Consider the following 16,984-nt stretch of genomic DNA (forward strand, 5'->3'; position numbering starts at 1 on the left):
TTATGAATGGGAGGCTGATGAAATAATGAAAATACTAGTCATTTGCCAGTATTACTACCCAGAGCCTTTTCGAATTACTGATATATGTGAATCACTTGCTAAGGAAGGGCATGATGTCACTGTATTAACGGGCCTTCCTAACTACCCAGAGGGGAAAATATTTAAAGATTATCGTTTTGGTAAGAAGAGGCATGAAATAATTAGCGGTGTAAAAGTTATAAGAAGTTTTGAAATTGGTCGAGGAAGTAGAAAATTTCAACTTTTTTTGAATTACCTTAGTTTTACTGTTTCAGCCTCTATAAAAGCTTTGACTATAAATGAAAAGTTTGATGTTGTATTGGTAAACCAGCTTTCACCCGTCACAATGGGAATTCCAGCAATAGTTTATAAGAAAAAATATAAGACGAAAATTTTGCTTTATTGTCTCGATCTATGGCCAGCTAGCCTATCTGCCGGAGGAATTAAAGAAGATTCAATAATTTATAAGCCCTTTTTGAAAGTATCTAAATGGATTTATAGTTCAGCTGATTCTATGGCAGTTACTTCTAGTATGTTTAAAGAATATTTTAAAAGCACAATAGGAATGAATATTGAAAATATACAACATATACCTCAATATGCTGAAGATTTGTTTACCGAAGCAGTTGAAATGCCGGTGAATAATAAATTCAATTTTGTTTTTGCTGGAAATATTGGGGATATGCAGAGCGTAGAAACAATAGTCAAAGCAGCAAATGAATTACGAGACCACAATGACATTAATTTTCATATAGTAGGGGATGGATCTAAGTTAGAGGAATGTATCATGCTTAGTAATAATTTAAAACTAGGTAATATTATTTTTTACGGCAGAAAACCAATCAGTGAAATGCCTCAGTATTATAGCTTGGCAGATGCGATGTTAATTACTTTAAAAGATAATACTGCAATTTCGTACACACTTCCTGGTAAAGTACAATCCTATATGGCTGCAAGTAAACCTATTATTGGTGCAATTAATGGTGAGGCGAGTCGTGTCATAAAAGAGGCTGATTGTGGTTTTTGCTGTGCAGCAGAGGATGTAAAAGAATTAGCGAATATCATATTGGAGTTTTGTAAAAGCGATAAGAAAGAAATCATGATGGAAAATTCATATGATTATTACATTAAAAACTATAGTAAAAGTAATTTTATGTCGGCATTAGAAGAAACATTAAATAAGTTGGAGGGCTAAAAATGTTTAATGAAAAAACATTGCTTATTACGGGTGGAACAGGTTCCTTTGGTAATGCAGTAATGAAAAGATTTCTAAATACAGATATAAAGGAAATACGCATTTTCTCACGCGATGAAAAAAAACAAGGAGACATTCGCAAACTATACAATAATGATAAATTACAATTCTATTTAGGGGATGTAAGAGATATTGCAAGTGTAAAAAATGCTATGCATGGAGTGGATTATATCTTTCATGCAGCAGCTTTAAAACAAGTACCCTCGTGTGAGTTCTTCCCACTTGAAGCAGTGAAAACAAATGTTTTAGGAACAGATAATGTACTTACAGCTGCGATTGAATACGAAGTGGAAAAGATAATCTGCCTTTCAACTGACAAAGCCGCCTATCCAATTAATGCAATGGGGATTTCAAAGGCAATGATGGAAAAGGTATTTGTTGCAAAATCTAAAACGGCTAATCCAGAGAAAACGCTTATTTGCGGAACAAGATATGGCAATGTAATGGCTTCTCGTGGATCAGTTATCCCATTATTTATCGATCAAATTAAAAGTGGACAACCAATGACCGTGACAGATCCGGATATGACAAGGTTTTTAATGAATTTAGAAGAGGCAGTTGAATTAGTTGTTTTTGCTTTCAAACATGCGGATGCGGGAGATATCATGGTTCAAAAATCTCCAGCTAGTACTATTGGTGACTTGGCTCTAGCCATTAAGGAACTTTTTAATGCAGAAAATGAAATTAAAATAATTGGAACTCGTCATGGGGAAAAGCAGTATGAAACACTACTTACGAAGGAAGAATATGTAGTTGCAGAAGACTTGGGAGGATTCTTCAGAGTACCCGCTGATCAAAGAAACCTGAACTACGATAAATATTTTGTTGAAGGTAGTAAAAAGCTAACACAAATAGAAGAATACAACTCTAATAACACACATATCCTGAATATCGAACAAATAAAAGAAAGATTATTAAAACTAGATTATGTACAAAATGAGCTTAAAGAATGGAATAAAGAAATTCACTTACTTAGATAAAGGTGGAATTAATTTATGAAGATTCTTGTTACAGGTGCAAAGGGCTTTATAGGGAAAAATCTGATTGCTGAGCTTAAAAATAAGGGGTATAACGATATTTTGGAATTTACAAGAGAATGTGAGGCTTCTTTACTCGAACAATATACAAAAGAATGTGATTTTGTATTTCATTTTGCAGGAGTGAATAGACCAAAAGATGAACAAGAATTTTTAGAGGGTAACTTTAATTTAACTTCTAATTTACTAGAACTGTTAAAAAAACATGGAAATAAAGCACCGATTCTTTTGACCTCCTCTATTCAGGCTGAAAAAGATAATCTGTATGGAAAAAGTAAGAAAGCAGCAGAGAAAATATTGTTGGAATATTCTGCTGAAACAGGTGTGAATATTTACATTTATCGATTGCAAAATGTATTTGGAAAGTGGAGTAAACCAAATTATAATACCGTAATAGCAACGTTTTGCCATAATATTTCCAGGGATATTGATATTCAAATCAACAATTCCGTTGCTGAGCTCAATCTTTGTTATATAGATGATGTAATGGCTGAATTTTTAAGAGCTTTAGAGGGTAATCCTACTATCAAAGATGGCTATTGTATTGTACCAATAACCTATTCAATTACACTTGAAAGGTTAGCTGAACTTTTAAAAAGTTTCAAAGAAAGTAGATCTAATTTAACAATTCCTAATATGGAAGATGCTCTAACTAAAAAGCTTTATAGTACGTATTTAAGCTTTTTACCTGAAAAAGAGTTTTCTTATCATCTGAAAATGAATACTGATCAAAGGGGAACATTTACGGAATTTTTAAAAACACCTGAAAGAGGCCAGGTTTCTGTAAATGTTTCAAAACCTGGAATCACAAAAGGAAATCATTGGCACCATACGAAAAATGAAAAATTCTTGGTCGTCAGTGGGGAAGGGCTAATTCGGTTTAGAAAATTAGATTCTGATGAAATTATTGAATATCGAGTAAGTGGGGAAAAACTCGAAGTTGTAGATATTCCTATTGGATACACACATTCCATAGTTAATGTGGGAGAAAGTGATCTTGTAACAGTAATGTGGGTAAATGAGTGCTTTGAACAAGATAAGCCAGACACTTATTTCTTGGAAGTGTAAAGATTTTGGGAAATTAAAGATAACGATCGAGATATTGAATAAATAAGGAAACATTGGATCCTAGTAGAATTGCAATTCTGTAATTACTACTAATTTTTAAGATTAGTCGGAGGAGAAGAAGATGTGACGAACATATTACTAGGGTTACTAATTGTTACGAATATATTATCATTCGGTCGTTTTGAATTTGCGCCAATATTATATAATTTAAAATTTTTATTAAGTTTGCTCTTACTTTTTTGGATTTTAGCAAATGTAATGATTAAAAAAGATTTATTAAAATTTCCTAGTGAACTTTTTTTCCTCTTTTATATTTGGTTTTTTATTATATCTATTTCTTTACTTTTTAGCTTCAATTTTAATGAAAGTTTTCCTATTTTTATCTCCTACTTAATTTTATTTATTTTAACTTTAATTTTACTACCGTACTATATGAATTTAAAAGAGGGTAATTTTCACAATGTATTAAAAGTTTTCTATTGGTCATTTTTAATTGCATTATTAATCATATTTATTTTTGGGTTAAAGGATGGAGGAAGTAATTATGTAATTGGTGATAGAGAAAGATATCAGTCTTATTTTACAAATCCAAATTTTTTAGGTTTATTCTCTTTCGGTGGGATATTAACATCATTAGCTGTTTATGTATTAACAAAGAGTAAGAGATATCTTCTAGTAATTTTTTTTTATACGGCATTAATCTATATCAGTGATAGTAGAACTGCATTATTCTTATTTTTCTTAATAATTTTTTTAATGATATTTTCAAAAAACATTATATTAGTAAAAAATAATCTAAATATAGTGTACTCTATTATTTTGAAAAACATAATGAATCTTACTTTACTAACTCTGGCTATGATATTGATAATACGAATCATCGTGAATATAAATGAATTTTATTCAATTGCAAATAAACTAACAAGTAATAGAGTATTTTATTGGACAATCCACTTAAAACAATTAAATATTGGGGATTGGTTTTTTGGTAAAGGACAAGGATACATGATACCAGGGATTACTTTTGATAATTTTTATATTAAAACAATTGTTGAAACAGGTATTTTTAGTTTTCTTATTTTAATTTTAATTCTATTTAAGATGTTATTTGTATTTTATAAAAGAATTTTTGTAAAAGGTTATTATGAAATTTCTGAATTTTATACTTTATTTTTAATAATGTCTATTTTTATTTACTCTATATTTGAAAATATATTATTTAGTTTAGGAAATTCTGTAACTATTTTCTTTTGGACTTATATCGGATACCAACTCTTGCAAGAGCAAAATTATGAGGAGAATTAGCACAGTTTTGACTTGCAAGATAGGATTAAAAGTAGTTTAAATACTATTTTATGATTTTTATATTGGAGGTGTTTTTATGAAAAAATTAAAGGTAATGACAGTTATTGGAACGCGTCCAGAAATAATTAGACTATCATGTGTAATTAACAAACTAGAAGAGTCTGAAGCAATAGAACATATTTTAGTTCATACAGGACAAAACTATGATTATGAATTAAATGAAGTATTCTTTCGTGATTTTAACTTAAAAAAACCAGATTATTTTTTAAATGCAGCAAAAAGTACCGCGATTGAAACAATTGGAAATATATTACTGGGGATTGATCCTATTCTGGAAGAAGTTAATCCAGATGCATTTTTAGTATTAGGTGATACGAACAGTTGTTTGTGTGCAATTGCAGCGAAAAGAAGACATATCCCGATTTTCCATATGGAAGCAGGAAACAGATGCTTTGACCAAAGGGTACCAGAAGAAATCAATAGAAAAATAGTTGATCATACAGCTGACATTAACTTAACATATAGCGATATTGCGAGAGAATATTTGTTAAGAGAAGGTTTACCTGCAGATAGAATTATTAAAACAGGAAGCCCAATGTTTGAAGTTCTGAATTCAAGAAAAGAGGATATCGAGAAATCAGATGTGTTACAAAGTTTAGCACTTGAAGAAGGGGCCTATTTTGTTGTATCCGCTCATAGAGAAGAAAATATCAATTCAGAAACGAATTTTTTAGATTTAATTGAAAGTTTAAATACAGTAGCAGAAAAATACAGCATGCCAATTATTATTAGCACACACCCTAGAACTAGAAATATGATGCAAGCAAAAGAGATAGTATTTAATCCATTAATCAAAACATTGAAGCCACTAGGGTTTAATGATTATGTAAAACTTCAAATGAAGGCAAAAACTGTACTAAGTGATAGTGGGACGATTAGTGAAGAATCATCAATACTAGGATTCAAAGCACTAAACTTAAGACAAGCGCATGAAAAACCAGAAGCAATGGAAGAGGCTTCAGTGATGATGGTCGGTTTAAAAAAAGAACGCATATTGCAAGCTCTTGAAGTAGTACAATCACAAGAAATCAATACACTTCGACAAGTTAACGATTACACAATGCCTAATGTGTCGGATAAAGTACTAAGAATAATTTTATCGTACACGGATTATGTCAATCGTGTTGTTTGGAGTAACAAACTATGAAAGTATTACAGATAAATTCGGTGTGTGGGATAGGGAGTACTGGGAGAATTGCAACAGACATCCATAATATCTTGATAGAACAAGGTCATGAAAGTTTTATTGCATATGGTAGAGAGTCTAATAAGAATTGCGATACAGCAATTAAGATTGGAACAAAATTTGATAATTATGCTCATGTAGCTTTAACAAGGATATATGATAAACATGGTTTTGGATCGAAAAAAGCAACTAAAGACTTTATAAAAAAGGTTGAAGAGCTTAATCCTAATGTTATTCATTTGCATAACATTCATGGATATTACATTAACATTGAAATATTATTCGATTATCTAAAAAAATCAAATAAGCCTGTAATTTGGACTTTACACGATTGTTGGCCATTTACTGGACACTGTACTTATTTTGATAACATTAGCTGTGAGAAATGGAAAACTGGCTGTAATCAATGCCCACAAAAAAAAATATATCCATCTAGTTTTAATTTCGATAATTCAAAATACAATTATGTAAAGAAAAGGGATTTATTTACTGGGATTAAAAATATGACAATAGTAACTCCATCTAAATGGCTCGCAAAATTAGTGAAAAATTCTTTTTTGGGTGAATATGAAATTAAAGTTATAAATAATGGTATAGATTTAGAAGTTTTTAGACATACAGAAAGTAACTTTAGAAAAAAATATGATTTAGAAGAAAAATTTATAATATTAGGCGTAGCAAATATATGGGAACCTAGAAAGGGATTTGATTATTTTATAGAGCTTTCAAAGAAAATCGACAAAGATTCAGTTATTGTAATGATAGGTCTAACGAAAAATCAAATAGTTCACTTACCAAAAAACATAATTGGATTAACTCAGACACAGAATCTAAAAGTATTAACTGAAATCTACTCGACAGCAGATGTCTTTATAAACCCAACACTGGAAGAAGTAATGGGTTTAACAAATATTGAATCATTAGCATGCGGTACACCTGTAATCACATTTGATACAGGTGGGAGCCCAGAAAATATTGATCATACATGCGGTTTTGTAGTAGACAAGGGAAATACTGATGAATTAAGAAGTGCAATTGAAAAAGTATCTAAAGCAGGTAAAGCAGCTTTTTTGGAGAATTGCATAAGAAGGGCAAATCAATATTATAGTAAAAAAGATCGATTCAATGATTATATAGATATCTATAAAAGTAAAGTATCTTTTTCATGAATAGAAGGTGAACCTAGATATATTATTTAGTCTAATTTCGGGTGTTTCTCCACCTAACTATTAAGAAGGGATTATTACTTTCAAGTAGGGAGAGTAAAATAAATGGAAGATATATTAGTGAGTATACACTGCATTACTTATAATCATGAAAAATATATCGCAGATGCAATTGATAGTTTTTTAATGCAAAAAACAAATTTTAAGTACGAAATATTGATTCATGATGATGCTTCTACTGATAAAACTGCAGATATCATTAGAGAGTATGAGAAAAAGTATCCTGAGTTGATTAAACCGATATACCAATCGGAGAATCAATATTCAAAAGGTATTGCAGTAGAAGAATTTAATAGAAAGAGAGCCAAAGGAAAATATATTGCTGTTTGTGAGGGAGATGACTATTGGACAGATTTATTTAAATTACAAAAACAAATAGACTACCTAGAAAAAAATCCAGAATGTAGTTTGGTCTTTCATGCGGCTGAGTTTGTTAATATCTCTAATGAACCGACTGGTACTATTGCAAAAATAGCAGAAGAAAATAGGATTGTTTATATGGATGAAATTTCTTCAAAGGCAACGCCATATTATATTCCAACAGCTTCAAGAGTTTATAGAAAAAGCTCAATGGAGGATCTCCCTAGTTGGTATTTCAAAGCAAGTATTGGGGATTTTCCATCTGCTCTACTAATTGGAAATAAAGGTTACTTTTATTATATAAACGAAATAATGTCTGCATATAGAACCGGAGTCCCTGGCTCTTGGACACAAAGAACATTTAATGGTATTAATGACATAAAAAAAAATATAGAATTAAATAAGGAAATCATTCAAATATTAAATGATTTTAATGAGTATTCCAATTATAAATTTAAAAAAGAATTATATAATGCTAAAAAAGAAAGAATAATAACAATAATAGTGTTCAAGATGAGTACCTATTTTCCAAAATGGCTTGTTAATTACTTTAGAAATAAAGTAGATATAACGTGGATTATAAAAAAAACTAAGCGTATTATATAACAAGTTTTAACACACTGAGATCTAAAACCATCCATGAATAGATTAATAGACAATTAGAGGAGGTGCATTTCATATTCATAAAATATCAAAAAATACTATAATATCTTCTCTGATTTGGAAACTGATGGAGCGAGGAGGGGCTAAAGGTTTTCAGTTTGTAGTTATGATTATTTTAGCCCGTCTTTTAGAGCCAAAAGATTTCGGTTTAATAGTATTAGTATCTATTTTTATTACATTTGCAGGAGTATTTGTTCAAAGTGGATTTAATACTGCACTTATTCAAAAGAATACTGTTGATGAATTAGATTTTTCTTCTGTCTTTTACCTAAACTTATTTATTTCAATCATACTTTATATAATGCTTTTTTTTACTGCACCTTTTCTAACAATATTCTTTAAAGAACCACAACTAGAATCTGTTTTAAGAGTTTTATCCTTAATTTTGTTTATAACTCCGTTTAGTTCAGTCCAGAATGCTGTGATAGCGAGAAACATGGAATTTAAAATTCTATTTTTTAGTACATTAGGAGCTATTCTCATATCAAGCATAGTAGGTATTATAATGGCGTATGCTAGCTTAGGTGTTTGGGCTTTGGTGGGACAACAATTAACAAATCAATTGATGATTACAATTATTTTGTGGTTCACAGTAAAATGGAGACCCAATTTTATTTTTTCAATGGAAAGAATCAAAATTCTTTTCTCGTTTGGATGGAAGCTACTAATTTCGAGTCTATTAGATACACTATCCTCAAATTTCCAAAATCTTTTAGTAGGAAAGATATTTAACCCTGTACTTTTAGGTTTTTATAATAGGGGAGAGCAATTTCCAAACCTAATAGTTAGTAATATTGATGGTGCTATTAATTCTGTTATGCTTCCTACTTTATCATTTTATCAAGATGATAATCATAGAATAAAATCGCTTGTTCGTAGATCAATAGTTACAACCACTTTCATCATATTTCCAATTATGATTGGGTTGGCTGTTATTGCGGAGCCATTAGTTAAAATTCTATTGACAGATAAATGGCTACCTGCTGTTCCAATGTTGCAAATTTTTTGTATTTCTTATGCATTATGGCCTATTCATACAGCAAATTTACAAGTAATGAATGCATTAGGACGAAGTGATCTATTTTTAAAACTTGAAATAATTAAAGTAATACTAAGTCTAATCATCTTAGGGATAAGTGTAAATTTCGGTATATACGGAATAATATGGGGGACGTTAGTGATGAGTTTCCTTTCTACTTTTATAAATGCCTATCCTAATCAAAAACTAATTGCCTATAGTTTTCAAGAACAATGGAAAGATATTATTCCCTCATTTTTTTTATCTCTAGTGATGGGAATTTTAGTATACACTATCCATTGGTTTGGGATGATAGCAATATTTACAATTATTATTCAAGTATTTGCTGGTGTAACAATATATGTTGGATTAGCTAGGATGTTTAAACTAGAATGCTTTAATTATTTACTATTGACTTTGAAAGAGATGTTAAGGAATAAAAGAAATAGAAAAACAAAGTTAATAAAAAACGAGGTGTAATAAGTTGAAAAAATTATTAGTACTTAGTGGGGATTATTCACAAATTCCATCTATTAAAAAAGCAAGAGAAATGGGCCATTATGTGATCACTTGTGACTATATAGAGGCGAATTTAGGACATAAATATGCTGATGCTTACTACAATGTAAGTTATACAGATAAAGAAGAGATATTAGCTTTAGCGAAATCATTAAATATTGATGGTATTACTTGTTTTGCAAATGATGCAGCTGCACCTGTAGTAGCCTATGTTGCTGAAAAGTTAGGTTTACCCTCAAATCCATACAGGTCTGTAGAAATAATTTCAACTAAAGATAAGTTTCGATCGTTTTTGAAAAAAAATAAATTTAGCGTTCCTAAAGCAAAGGGATATAGCACATTAGAAGAAGCAAAAGCTGATTTTCATTATTTTAATATGCCAGTGATGATTAAGCCCGTAGATTCATCTGCAAGTAGAGGGGTTTCAAAGATAGACTCTATCGTATCACTTCCAGAAAAAGTAGAAAATGCTCTTAGTTTTTCAAGAGTCAAACGTATTATTATTGAAGAGTACATCGAAAAAAATGGCTATCAAGTTGGGGGAGATTGTTTTTCAGTAAATGGTCAACTTGTATTTAGATGTTTTGCAAATGCACACTTTTTGCCAAAACATTTAAATCCGGTAAATTCGTTTGCTGCGGTAGGGCCAAGTTGGCCAAGCAACATGCCTGAACATATACAAAATAAAATTCATGATGAAATTCAAAGATTATTAGATTTACTCGAAATGAAAACAGGTGCGTATAATTTCGATATTCAAGTTGACGCTCAAGAAAATGTTTACTTTTTGGATATGGGGGCTCGAAATGGTGGCCATTTGATACCTTATGTTACTCATTATGCAACAGGAATCGATATGATTGAATTTACCATTAAAGCAGCATTGGGAGAAGACTGCAGTGACTTGAAGATGGTTAAACCGAATGGCTATTGGTCTGCTTATTTAATAAGTAGTCAGAAAAGTGGGAAATTTAAAGGCGTTGATATTGATTACGAATTTAAGAAAAATAATATTGTTGAATGTGACTTAACCGTTAATCTAGATGATAATGTTTCCACTTATATAGGCTCTAATGAGAAAATTGGAACAATGATTCTAAAATTTTCTTCTATGAATGAAATGCTAGAGAAGATGGATAATATAACAAAGTGGGTAAGGGTTATTGTTGAATAACAAACTTATCTAGATGAAGATCTACTTATCAAAGATCTTGTACAAGAAAAGTAGAAATGAAAGAAATCCTTAGATGAGGAGATTGAATATTATGGAAAAAAGATTATATTTAAGGGCATTTGAATACAATGATTTAGAATTTCTAAATGAGTTGCGTAATGACGATATACTGTTTGAACTAACTTGTGGTAACAAATATTATGTTTCCTCTGAGCGAGATAAAAAATGGATCGAGGATAAAATATTCAATAATTATAACCAATTATATTTAATGATTTCTAGTATTGATAGTGGAAGACCAATTGGATACACCTGTGCAAAGAATATCGATTATATTAATAGAAAGTGCGAATATGGAGGAATCATCATATCGAAAGATTTAGCTGGTAATGGATATGCATTTGAAGCTGGCCAATTGTTTTTAGATCATTTATTTGGAGAACTCGGCTTGAATATGATATATACTTTCTGCAGAGAAGATCATAAAGCAACAATAAGATTGTTAGAAAAATCAGGGTTTAAAATCGAAGGAAAAATAAGAGATTTAGTTTATAAAAGAGGTGGATTTCACAACGCCTATATTTGTACGCTATTAAGTTCTGATTATTTTGTGAATGAATATCAAAATAAATGATATTAAAACAAATGCAGTTGAATGATGGAACTAGTAACCGAGTAAGAATTCCAATTTCCGTACAGAATTTTACATTAAAACATTGCTATGAAGTTCGCAATTTAAAAGTAATGGTAATAACAATTGGCTTCAACAATATTGTCCATTATTAGCATGATTCTTCGGTTAATAATATTGGAATTATCGATTCTAAACAAAGAAACCCTACTATACAAACAATAGAATTAAAAAATTTATGTCTAACTATCAAATCCCTAATTATTTGGTGTAACAGTTCACTATTTAGAAGAAAATGAAGATAACGGGGATATTATCTATCAAGAAAGTTATCATTTACCTCTTGGTGCCACTGAAGAGGAATTTATGGAACACTTAGAGGATATAATCGGGGGTAAGCTGTTACTTAAGTCAATCATAGATATAGAAAATGGTTCTGCACCTAGAATAAAACAACCAAAAGAACGTCCAACGGTACGAGCTCGACAAATAAAAGCTAGTGAATATAAAGAAATTATCGATTGGGAAGAATGGGAAATAGAGAGAATCTGGCATTTATTAAGAGGAACTCAAAATTGGCTAAACGTGTTTGATTTTTCAGAGATCCAAGGTGAAGTTTCAAAATGGCGTATCCTTCATTTTGAAAGAGAGGAAGTCCTCTCATCATTAAAACTAGGAACAGCCTATCAAGAAGAAGATACTTATTTCGTATACTGTCGAAAAGGGAAAATTTATATGGAGCTAAGTGTAGATCTGGTGCCAAGAAATAATGAAGAGATTTCAGCGCAAGTTAGTAGTTTAATGTAAAATATTCAATCAAGGGAGGGGATTTTGAGATGAAAGTAGCATTAATGCAACCCTATTTTTTCCCGTATCTGGGTTATTATAGACTGATCAATTCAGTAGATGAATTTGTGATTTTTGATAATGCACAATTTATTAGAAGAAGCTGGATTACAAGAAATCGAATATTAAATGCACATAAGGAAAGTATTTATATCAATGTCCCAGTTTTTAAAGCTCAAAGAGAAACAAAAATTAAAGATATTCAAATAAATAATGATATTAATTGGCAAGAAAAAATCATTCAACAATTACTCTATTATAAGGCTGCCCCGAATTTTACTAGTGTTATGGAATTTGTTAAAGAATGTCTGAGTATTAAATGCGATAATGTAAGCCAATTTAATACATCTATTTTAAGAAAGACTTGCAATCTACTCAAAATAGATGCAAATATAACCGTATTGTCCGAAAAATTTCCTTTTATTAACCAAGCAGATGAGGCAGATGAATGGGGAATTAAAGTATCTAAAGCATTAAAAGCATCAACTTATATTAATGCTATTGGTGGTAAAGAATTTTATAGTACACAAAAATATAAAAACGAAGGATTAGATATTCAATTTATTAACCCCAGTTTAGCACCTTATAAGCAATTCAAACATAAGTTTGTCCCAGGTCTATCAATCATCGACGTATTAATGTTTAACGAAATAAGTAGAATTAAAGAAATGATAGGAATACAAGAATTAGTATAATCTAATAGTATAAATTTCCTTACTAATTGATTCAGGTATGAGATAAAATTCATAAAATCTAGTTCTTACTGTCACCTCGAAATCATACTATATGTTGAAATCTACTCTATTAATAGAATTTCTAATATAGAATGTGAGGTAATCCAATAATGCCAAGCCCAATCCAAGTAACACAATCCTCAATCCCTCCTTACGAACAATATATAGAAGAAATTAAAGACCTATGGGAGAGCTATTGGCTAACGAACATGGGGACAAAACATCAACAACTAGAACAACAATTAGCAAACTATCTAAATGTGCCAAATATCTCCCTTTTTTCAAATGGCCATCTTGCTTTAGAGACTGCACTTTCCGCATTCAATTTAAGCGGAGAAGTCATCACTACACCTTTCACCTTTGCTTCTACTACTCAGGCCATTGTTCGAAATGGCTTAGAGCCCGTTTTTTGTGATATTAACCCCGATGACTACACACTCCAAATTGATCAACTTGAAAGTTTGATTACAGATAAAACGACTGCAATTGTACCAGTTCATGTATACGGGAATATTTGTGATGTGAAAGAAATTGAAAGAATCGCAAATAAGTATAATCTGAAAGTCATCTATGATGCAGCGCATGCTTTCGGGATTACGATCAAAGGAGAAAGTGTTGCTAATTTTGGCGATGCATCTATGTTTAGTTTCCATGCGACAAAAGTGTTTAACACTATTGAAGGTGGCGCATTATCTTTTAGAGAACCTCAGCTAACATCAATTTTTAACGCAATGAAAAATTTTGGCATGACTGGACCAGAGTTTGTTGACTACATTGCTGGTAATGCGAAAATGAATGAATTCCAAGCTGCGATGGGACTTTGCAATCTTCGAAATATTGATGAAGAGATTAAAAAAAGACAATTAGTTTTTGAAAGATATATGGAGCAGTTGAGTGAAATCAAGGGTATTAATCTGCCATTTATACAACAAGGAGTAAAAAGTAACTATGCTTATTTCCCAGTTGTTTTTGATCAATATAAATTTTCTAGAGATGAAGTGTATGAACTGTTAAAGGAACAAAATATATTTGCTAGAAAGTATTTTTATCCACTTACGAATAGTTTTAAATATTTTGGAGATCAATTTAATCCAGATGATACACCAGTTGCGCAATATATCGCTGATCGGGTGCTAACCTTACCTCTTTATGCAGATTTAGCATTAGATAATGTTGATCAAATTTGCAACATCATAAAAGGGGGATGCCTTCGATGAAAGGGATTATTTTAGCTGGTGGATCAGGAACAAGGCTTTATCCATTGACCAAAGCGGTATCGAAACAAATGCTACCTGTGTATGATAAACCGATGATTTATTACCCATTATCTGTCTTAATGCTTGCAGGTATTAAGGAGATTCTTATTATCTCCACACCAAGAGATGTTATCAATTTTCAAGAGCTGTTAGGGGATGGTAGCAACCTTGGAATCAATCTTGAGTATGCAATTCAAGCAGAACCAAATGGCTTAGCTGAAGCATTTATTCTTGGCGAAGAGTTTATTGGTAAATCATCAGTAGCCTTAGTATTAGGGGATAATATCTTTTACGGATCTAATTTTGGTCAGAGATTACAAGAAGCGGCTACATTAACAAGTGGTGGCATTATTTTTGGCTGTTTTGTAAAAGATCCACGTGCATACGGTGTAATTGAGGTAGATGAAGATCGAAATGCTATTTCAATAGAAGAAAAGCCTGAATTTCCAAAATCATCATACGCTGTACCAGGATTATACTTCTTTGATAACGATGTAATAGAAATCTCCAAAAATGTTCAACCTTCTGAACGTGGTGAAAAAGAAATCACCTCTATTATCGAATATTACATGAAAAGACAAAAGCTAAAAGTAGAAATTATGGGAAGAGGCTTAGCGTGGTTGGACACGGGTACTCATGATTCATTGCAACAGGCTTCTAATTTTGTTGAAGCCATTCAAAAAAGGCAAGGAATGTATATTGCTTGTATTGAGGAAATTGCTTTTAGAAGAGGATATATTACGCAAATGCAATTATTAAGTCTTGCTGAGCCTCTTATGAAAACGGAATACGGTCAATATTTAGTTGAAATTGCACATCAGCCATTAGAAAAAATATTAATTTAGAGAATTGTTCGGATGAGGTGAGATGGTATGAATCGAAAAAAGTTACTTATTACAGGCGGGGCAGGGTTTATTGGCGGGAATTTTGTGCAATACATGGTAAACAAATACCCTCAATATGATATCTACAATTTAGATGTATTGACTTATGCAGGTGATTTAACGAAACATCGTGTAATTGAAAAAATGGATAATTATCATTTTGTGAAAGCAGATATTGTAGATCGAGATACAATCATTCCTTTATTTGAAAAAGATAAATTTGATTATGTAATTCATTTTGCTGCGGAAAGTCATGTGGATCGCTCGATTACAGATCCGGGTATCTTTATTCGTACGAATGTAGTGGGAACTCAAGTATTACTAGACGCAGCAAAACTTATTGGAGTTGAAAAATTTGTTCACGTTTCAACTGACGAAGTGTATGGTGAATTAGAATTTAATCCAACTACATTTTTTACAGAAGAAACTCCTCTTCAACCTAATAGTCCTTATAGTGCAAGTAAAGCATCATCAGATTTGTTAGTCCGTGCTTACCATGAAACATTTGGTTTACCAATTAATATTACCCGTTGTTCCAATAACTATGGCCCTTATCATTTTCCAGAGAAGTTAATTCCTTTAACGATTTCTCGTGTGTTAAATAATCAAAAGGTACCTATATATGGAAGTGGCGATAATATCCGTGATTGGTTACATGTGTTTGATCATTGTACGGCTATCGATTTAGTATTACACGAAGGGGTAGATGGGGAAGTCTATAACGTAGGCGGTCATAATGAACGAACAAACCTAGAAGTGGTGAAAACTATTATCCAAACACTAGGTAAATCAGAAGACCTAATTGAATTTGTAACAGATCGATTAGGACACGATAAACGCTATGCAATTGACCCATCAAAATTAGAACACCTTGGTTGGAAACCGAACTACTCCTTTGAAACGGGGATCGCCCAAACGATTAAGTGGTATCTTAATCATATAGATTGGTGGGAGCAAATATTAAATGGAGAGTATCAAAATTATTTTAATAAACAATTCTCTCTACAGTTATCTTTGGATGTTTAGAGGTTGAGAAGTCCCCTTTTTTATAACTAGGGGATGAATCGCCCTTTTTTTGTTGCGAACGAACGAATGTTCTTATATACTGATAAGTACATTACATAAGAAAAGAGGTAGTAAAAGGTTGAAAACCTTGGAGTAATGTAAAGGGACAATCAGTTTAGGAGAATTAAGGAGATTTACAAGCATGACAGGAAATACACACATCATAGGCGGCATAGCAGCAGGTCTTGCTTTAGTACAAGTTTCAAATTACGATTCATTAGTGTTAGTTGGTGCAAGTGTTGCAGGCGCATTACTTCCGGATATTTGTCACGGGGGAAGTAAAATTGGCCGGACATTTCCCTTTATATCCAAGATTGTTAACACTTTATTTGGACATCGTTCATTCACACATAGTCTGCTATTTTTATTCCTTATGGCATTGTTTATGAATAAGTATATTTCAAATGAATCAATCACAGCAGGTATATTAACCGGAATGGTGAGCCATTACATCCTCGATATGGCCACAAAAAAAGGGATAAAGTTATTGTTTCCTCTAGATATCAATGTGCGTTTTCCAATTACCACTCGAACAGGTAGTAAAACAGAAAATGTTGTTACAGTTATACTAACAGTTCTTTGCATATATTTAGGTTTTGAAACGATTAGTCATTCATTCATTTTGAAATAGGTTCAATTCCCTTATGTCATAATCGACATAAGGGAATTTTTTTGTTCG

The 16,984-nt window shown here is 31.5% G+C and carries 16 protein-coding genes; all 16 read left to right on the forward strand.

What is annotated here, in order from left to right:
• The first annotated feature begins 25 nt into the window (after positions 1-25).
• The 16 genes from Q8X41_RS00435 (at position 26) to Q8X41_RS00510 (ending at position 16,936) form a co-directional block, all read left to right on the forward strand.
• Positions 26-1,213 (forward strand): glycosyltransferase family 4 protein, encoded by a 1,188-nt coding sequence (locus Q8X41_RS00435; protein ID WP_397538305.1) that lies wholly within the window; start codon positions 26-28, stop codon positions 1,211-1,213.
• A gap of 2 nt (positions 1,214-1,215) precedes the next feature.
• On the forward strand, positions 1,216-2,253 hold the full coding sequence (locus Q8X41_RS00440) for a polysaccharide biosynthesis protein (protein WP_397538306.1): 1,038 nt from the start codon (positions 1,216-1,218) through the stop codon (positions 2,251-2,253).
• Between the two features lie 15 nt (positions 2,254-2,268).
• Positions 2,269-3,378 (forward strand): capsular polysaccharide biosynthesis protein CapF, encoded by a 1,110-nt coding sequence (locus Q8X41_RS00445; RefSeq protein ID WP_397538307.1) that lies wholly within the window; start codon positions 2,269-2,271, stop codon positions 3,376-3,378.
• A 123-nt stretch (positions 3,379-3,501) separates the two neighbouring features.
• A complete protein-coding gene (locus tag Q8X41_RS00450; protein ID WP_397538308.1) occupies positions 3,502-4,683 on the forward strand; it encodes a hypothetical protein in 1,182 nt (393 codons plus the stop codon).
• Between the two features lie 76 nt (positions 4,684-4,759).
• Entirely contained in the window at positions 4,760-5,890 is a 1,131-nt protein-coding gene (gene wecB / locus Q8X41_RS00455) for a non-hydrolyzing UDP-N-acetylglucosamine 2-epimerase (protein ID WP_397538309.1), read from the forward strand.
• Entirely contained in the window at positions 5,887-7,098 is a 1,212-nt protein-coding gene (locus Q8X41_RS00460; protein WP_397538310.1) for a glycosyltransferase, read from the forward strand. The genes wecB and Q8X41_RS00460 overlap by 4 nt, the downstream gene beginning before the upstream one ends.
• Positions 7,099-7,200: 102 nt before the next feature.
• Positions 7,201-8,121, forward strand: coding sequence for a glycosyltransferase family 2 protein (locus tag Q8X41_RS00465; RefSeq protein ID WP_397538311.1), 921 nt, complete (start codon positions 7,201-7,203; stop codon positions 8,119-8,121).
• Positions 8,122-8,245: 124 nt separating this feature from the next.
• The gene (locus Q8X41_RS00470; RefSeq protein WP_397538312.1) at positions 8,246-9,676 is read left to right on the forward strand and encodes a lipopolysaccharide biosynthesis protein; all 1,431 of its coding nucleotides are present in this window, start codon (positions 8,246-8,248) and stop codon (positions 9,674-9,676) included.
• 4 nt (positions 9,677-9,680) lie between these two features.
• Positions 9,681-10,889: an acetyl-CoA carboxylase biotin carboxylase subunit family protein gene (locus Q8X41_RS00475; RefSeq protein ID WP_397538313.1), complete on the forward strand. Its 1,209-nt coding sequence runs from the start codon at positions 9,681-9,683 to the stop codon at positions 10,887-10,889.
• Positions 10,890-10,980: 91 nt separating this feature from the next.
• Entirely contained in the window at positions 10,981-11,523 is a 543-nt protein-coding gene (locus Q8X41_RS00480) for a GNAT family N-acetyltransferase (protein WP_397538314.1), read from the forward strand.
• A 363-nt stretch (positions 11,524-11,886) separates the two neighbouring features.
• Entirely contained in the window at positions 11,887-12,327 is a 441-nt protein-coding gene (locus Q8X41_RS00485) for a hypothetical protein (protein WP_397538315.1), read from the forward strand.
• A 29-nt stretch (positions 12,328-12,356) separates the two neighbouring features.
• Positions 12,357-13,061 (forward strand): WbqC family protein, encoded by a 705-nt coding sequence (locus tag Q8X41_RS00490; protein ID WP_397538316.1) that lies wholly within the window; start codon positions 12,357-12,359, stop codon positions 13,059-13,061.
• Positions 13,062-13,210: 149 nt separating this feature from the next.
• Positions 13,211-14,317 (forward strand): DegT/DnrJ/EryC1/StrS family aminotransferase, encoded by a 1,107-nt coding sequence (locus Q8X41_RS00495; protein ID WP_397538317.1) that lies wholly within the window; start codon positions 13,211-13,213, stop codon positions 14,315-14,317.
• Positions 14,314-15,201 carry a glucose-1-phosphate thymidylyltransferase RfbA gene (gene rfbA, locus Q8X41_RS00500; protein WP_397538318.1) on the forward strand — a complete coding sequence of 296 codons (888 nt, stop codon included), beginning with the start codon at positions 14,314-14,316 and terminating at the stop codon, positions 15,199-15,201. Before Q8X41_RS00495 ends, rfbA begins: the two co-directional genes overlap by 4 nt.
• 27 nt (positions 15,202-15,228) lie before the next feature.
• Positions 15,229-16,266 (forward strand): dTDP-glucose 4,6-dehydratase, encoded by a 1,038-nt coding sequence (rfbB, locus tag Q8X41_RS00505; RefSeq protein WP_397538319.1) that lies wholly within the window; start codon positions 15,229-15,231, stop codon positions 16,264-16,266.
• Positions 16,267-16,447: 181 nt separating this feature from the next.
• Entirely contained in the window at positions 16,448-16,936 is a 489-nt protein-coding gene (locus Q8X41_RS00510) for a metal-dependent hydrolase (protein WP_397538320.1), read from the forward strand.
• Positions 16,937-16,984 lie beyond the last annotated feature (48 nt).

It is taken from the genome of Rummeliibacillus pycnus, assembly GCF_044359855.1.
Classification (GTDB): Bacteria; Bacillota; Bacilli; order Bacillales_A; family Planococcaceae; genus Rummeliibacillus; species Rummeliibacillus pycnus_A.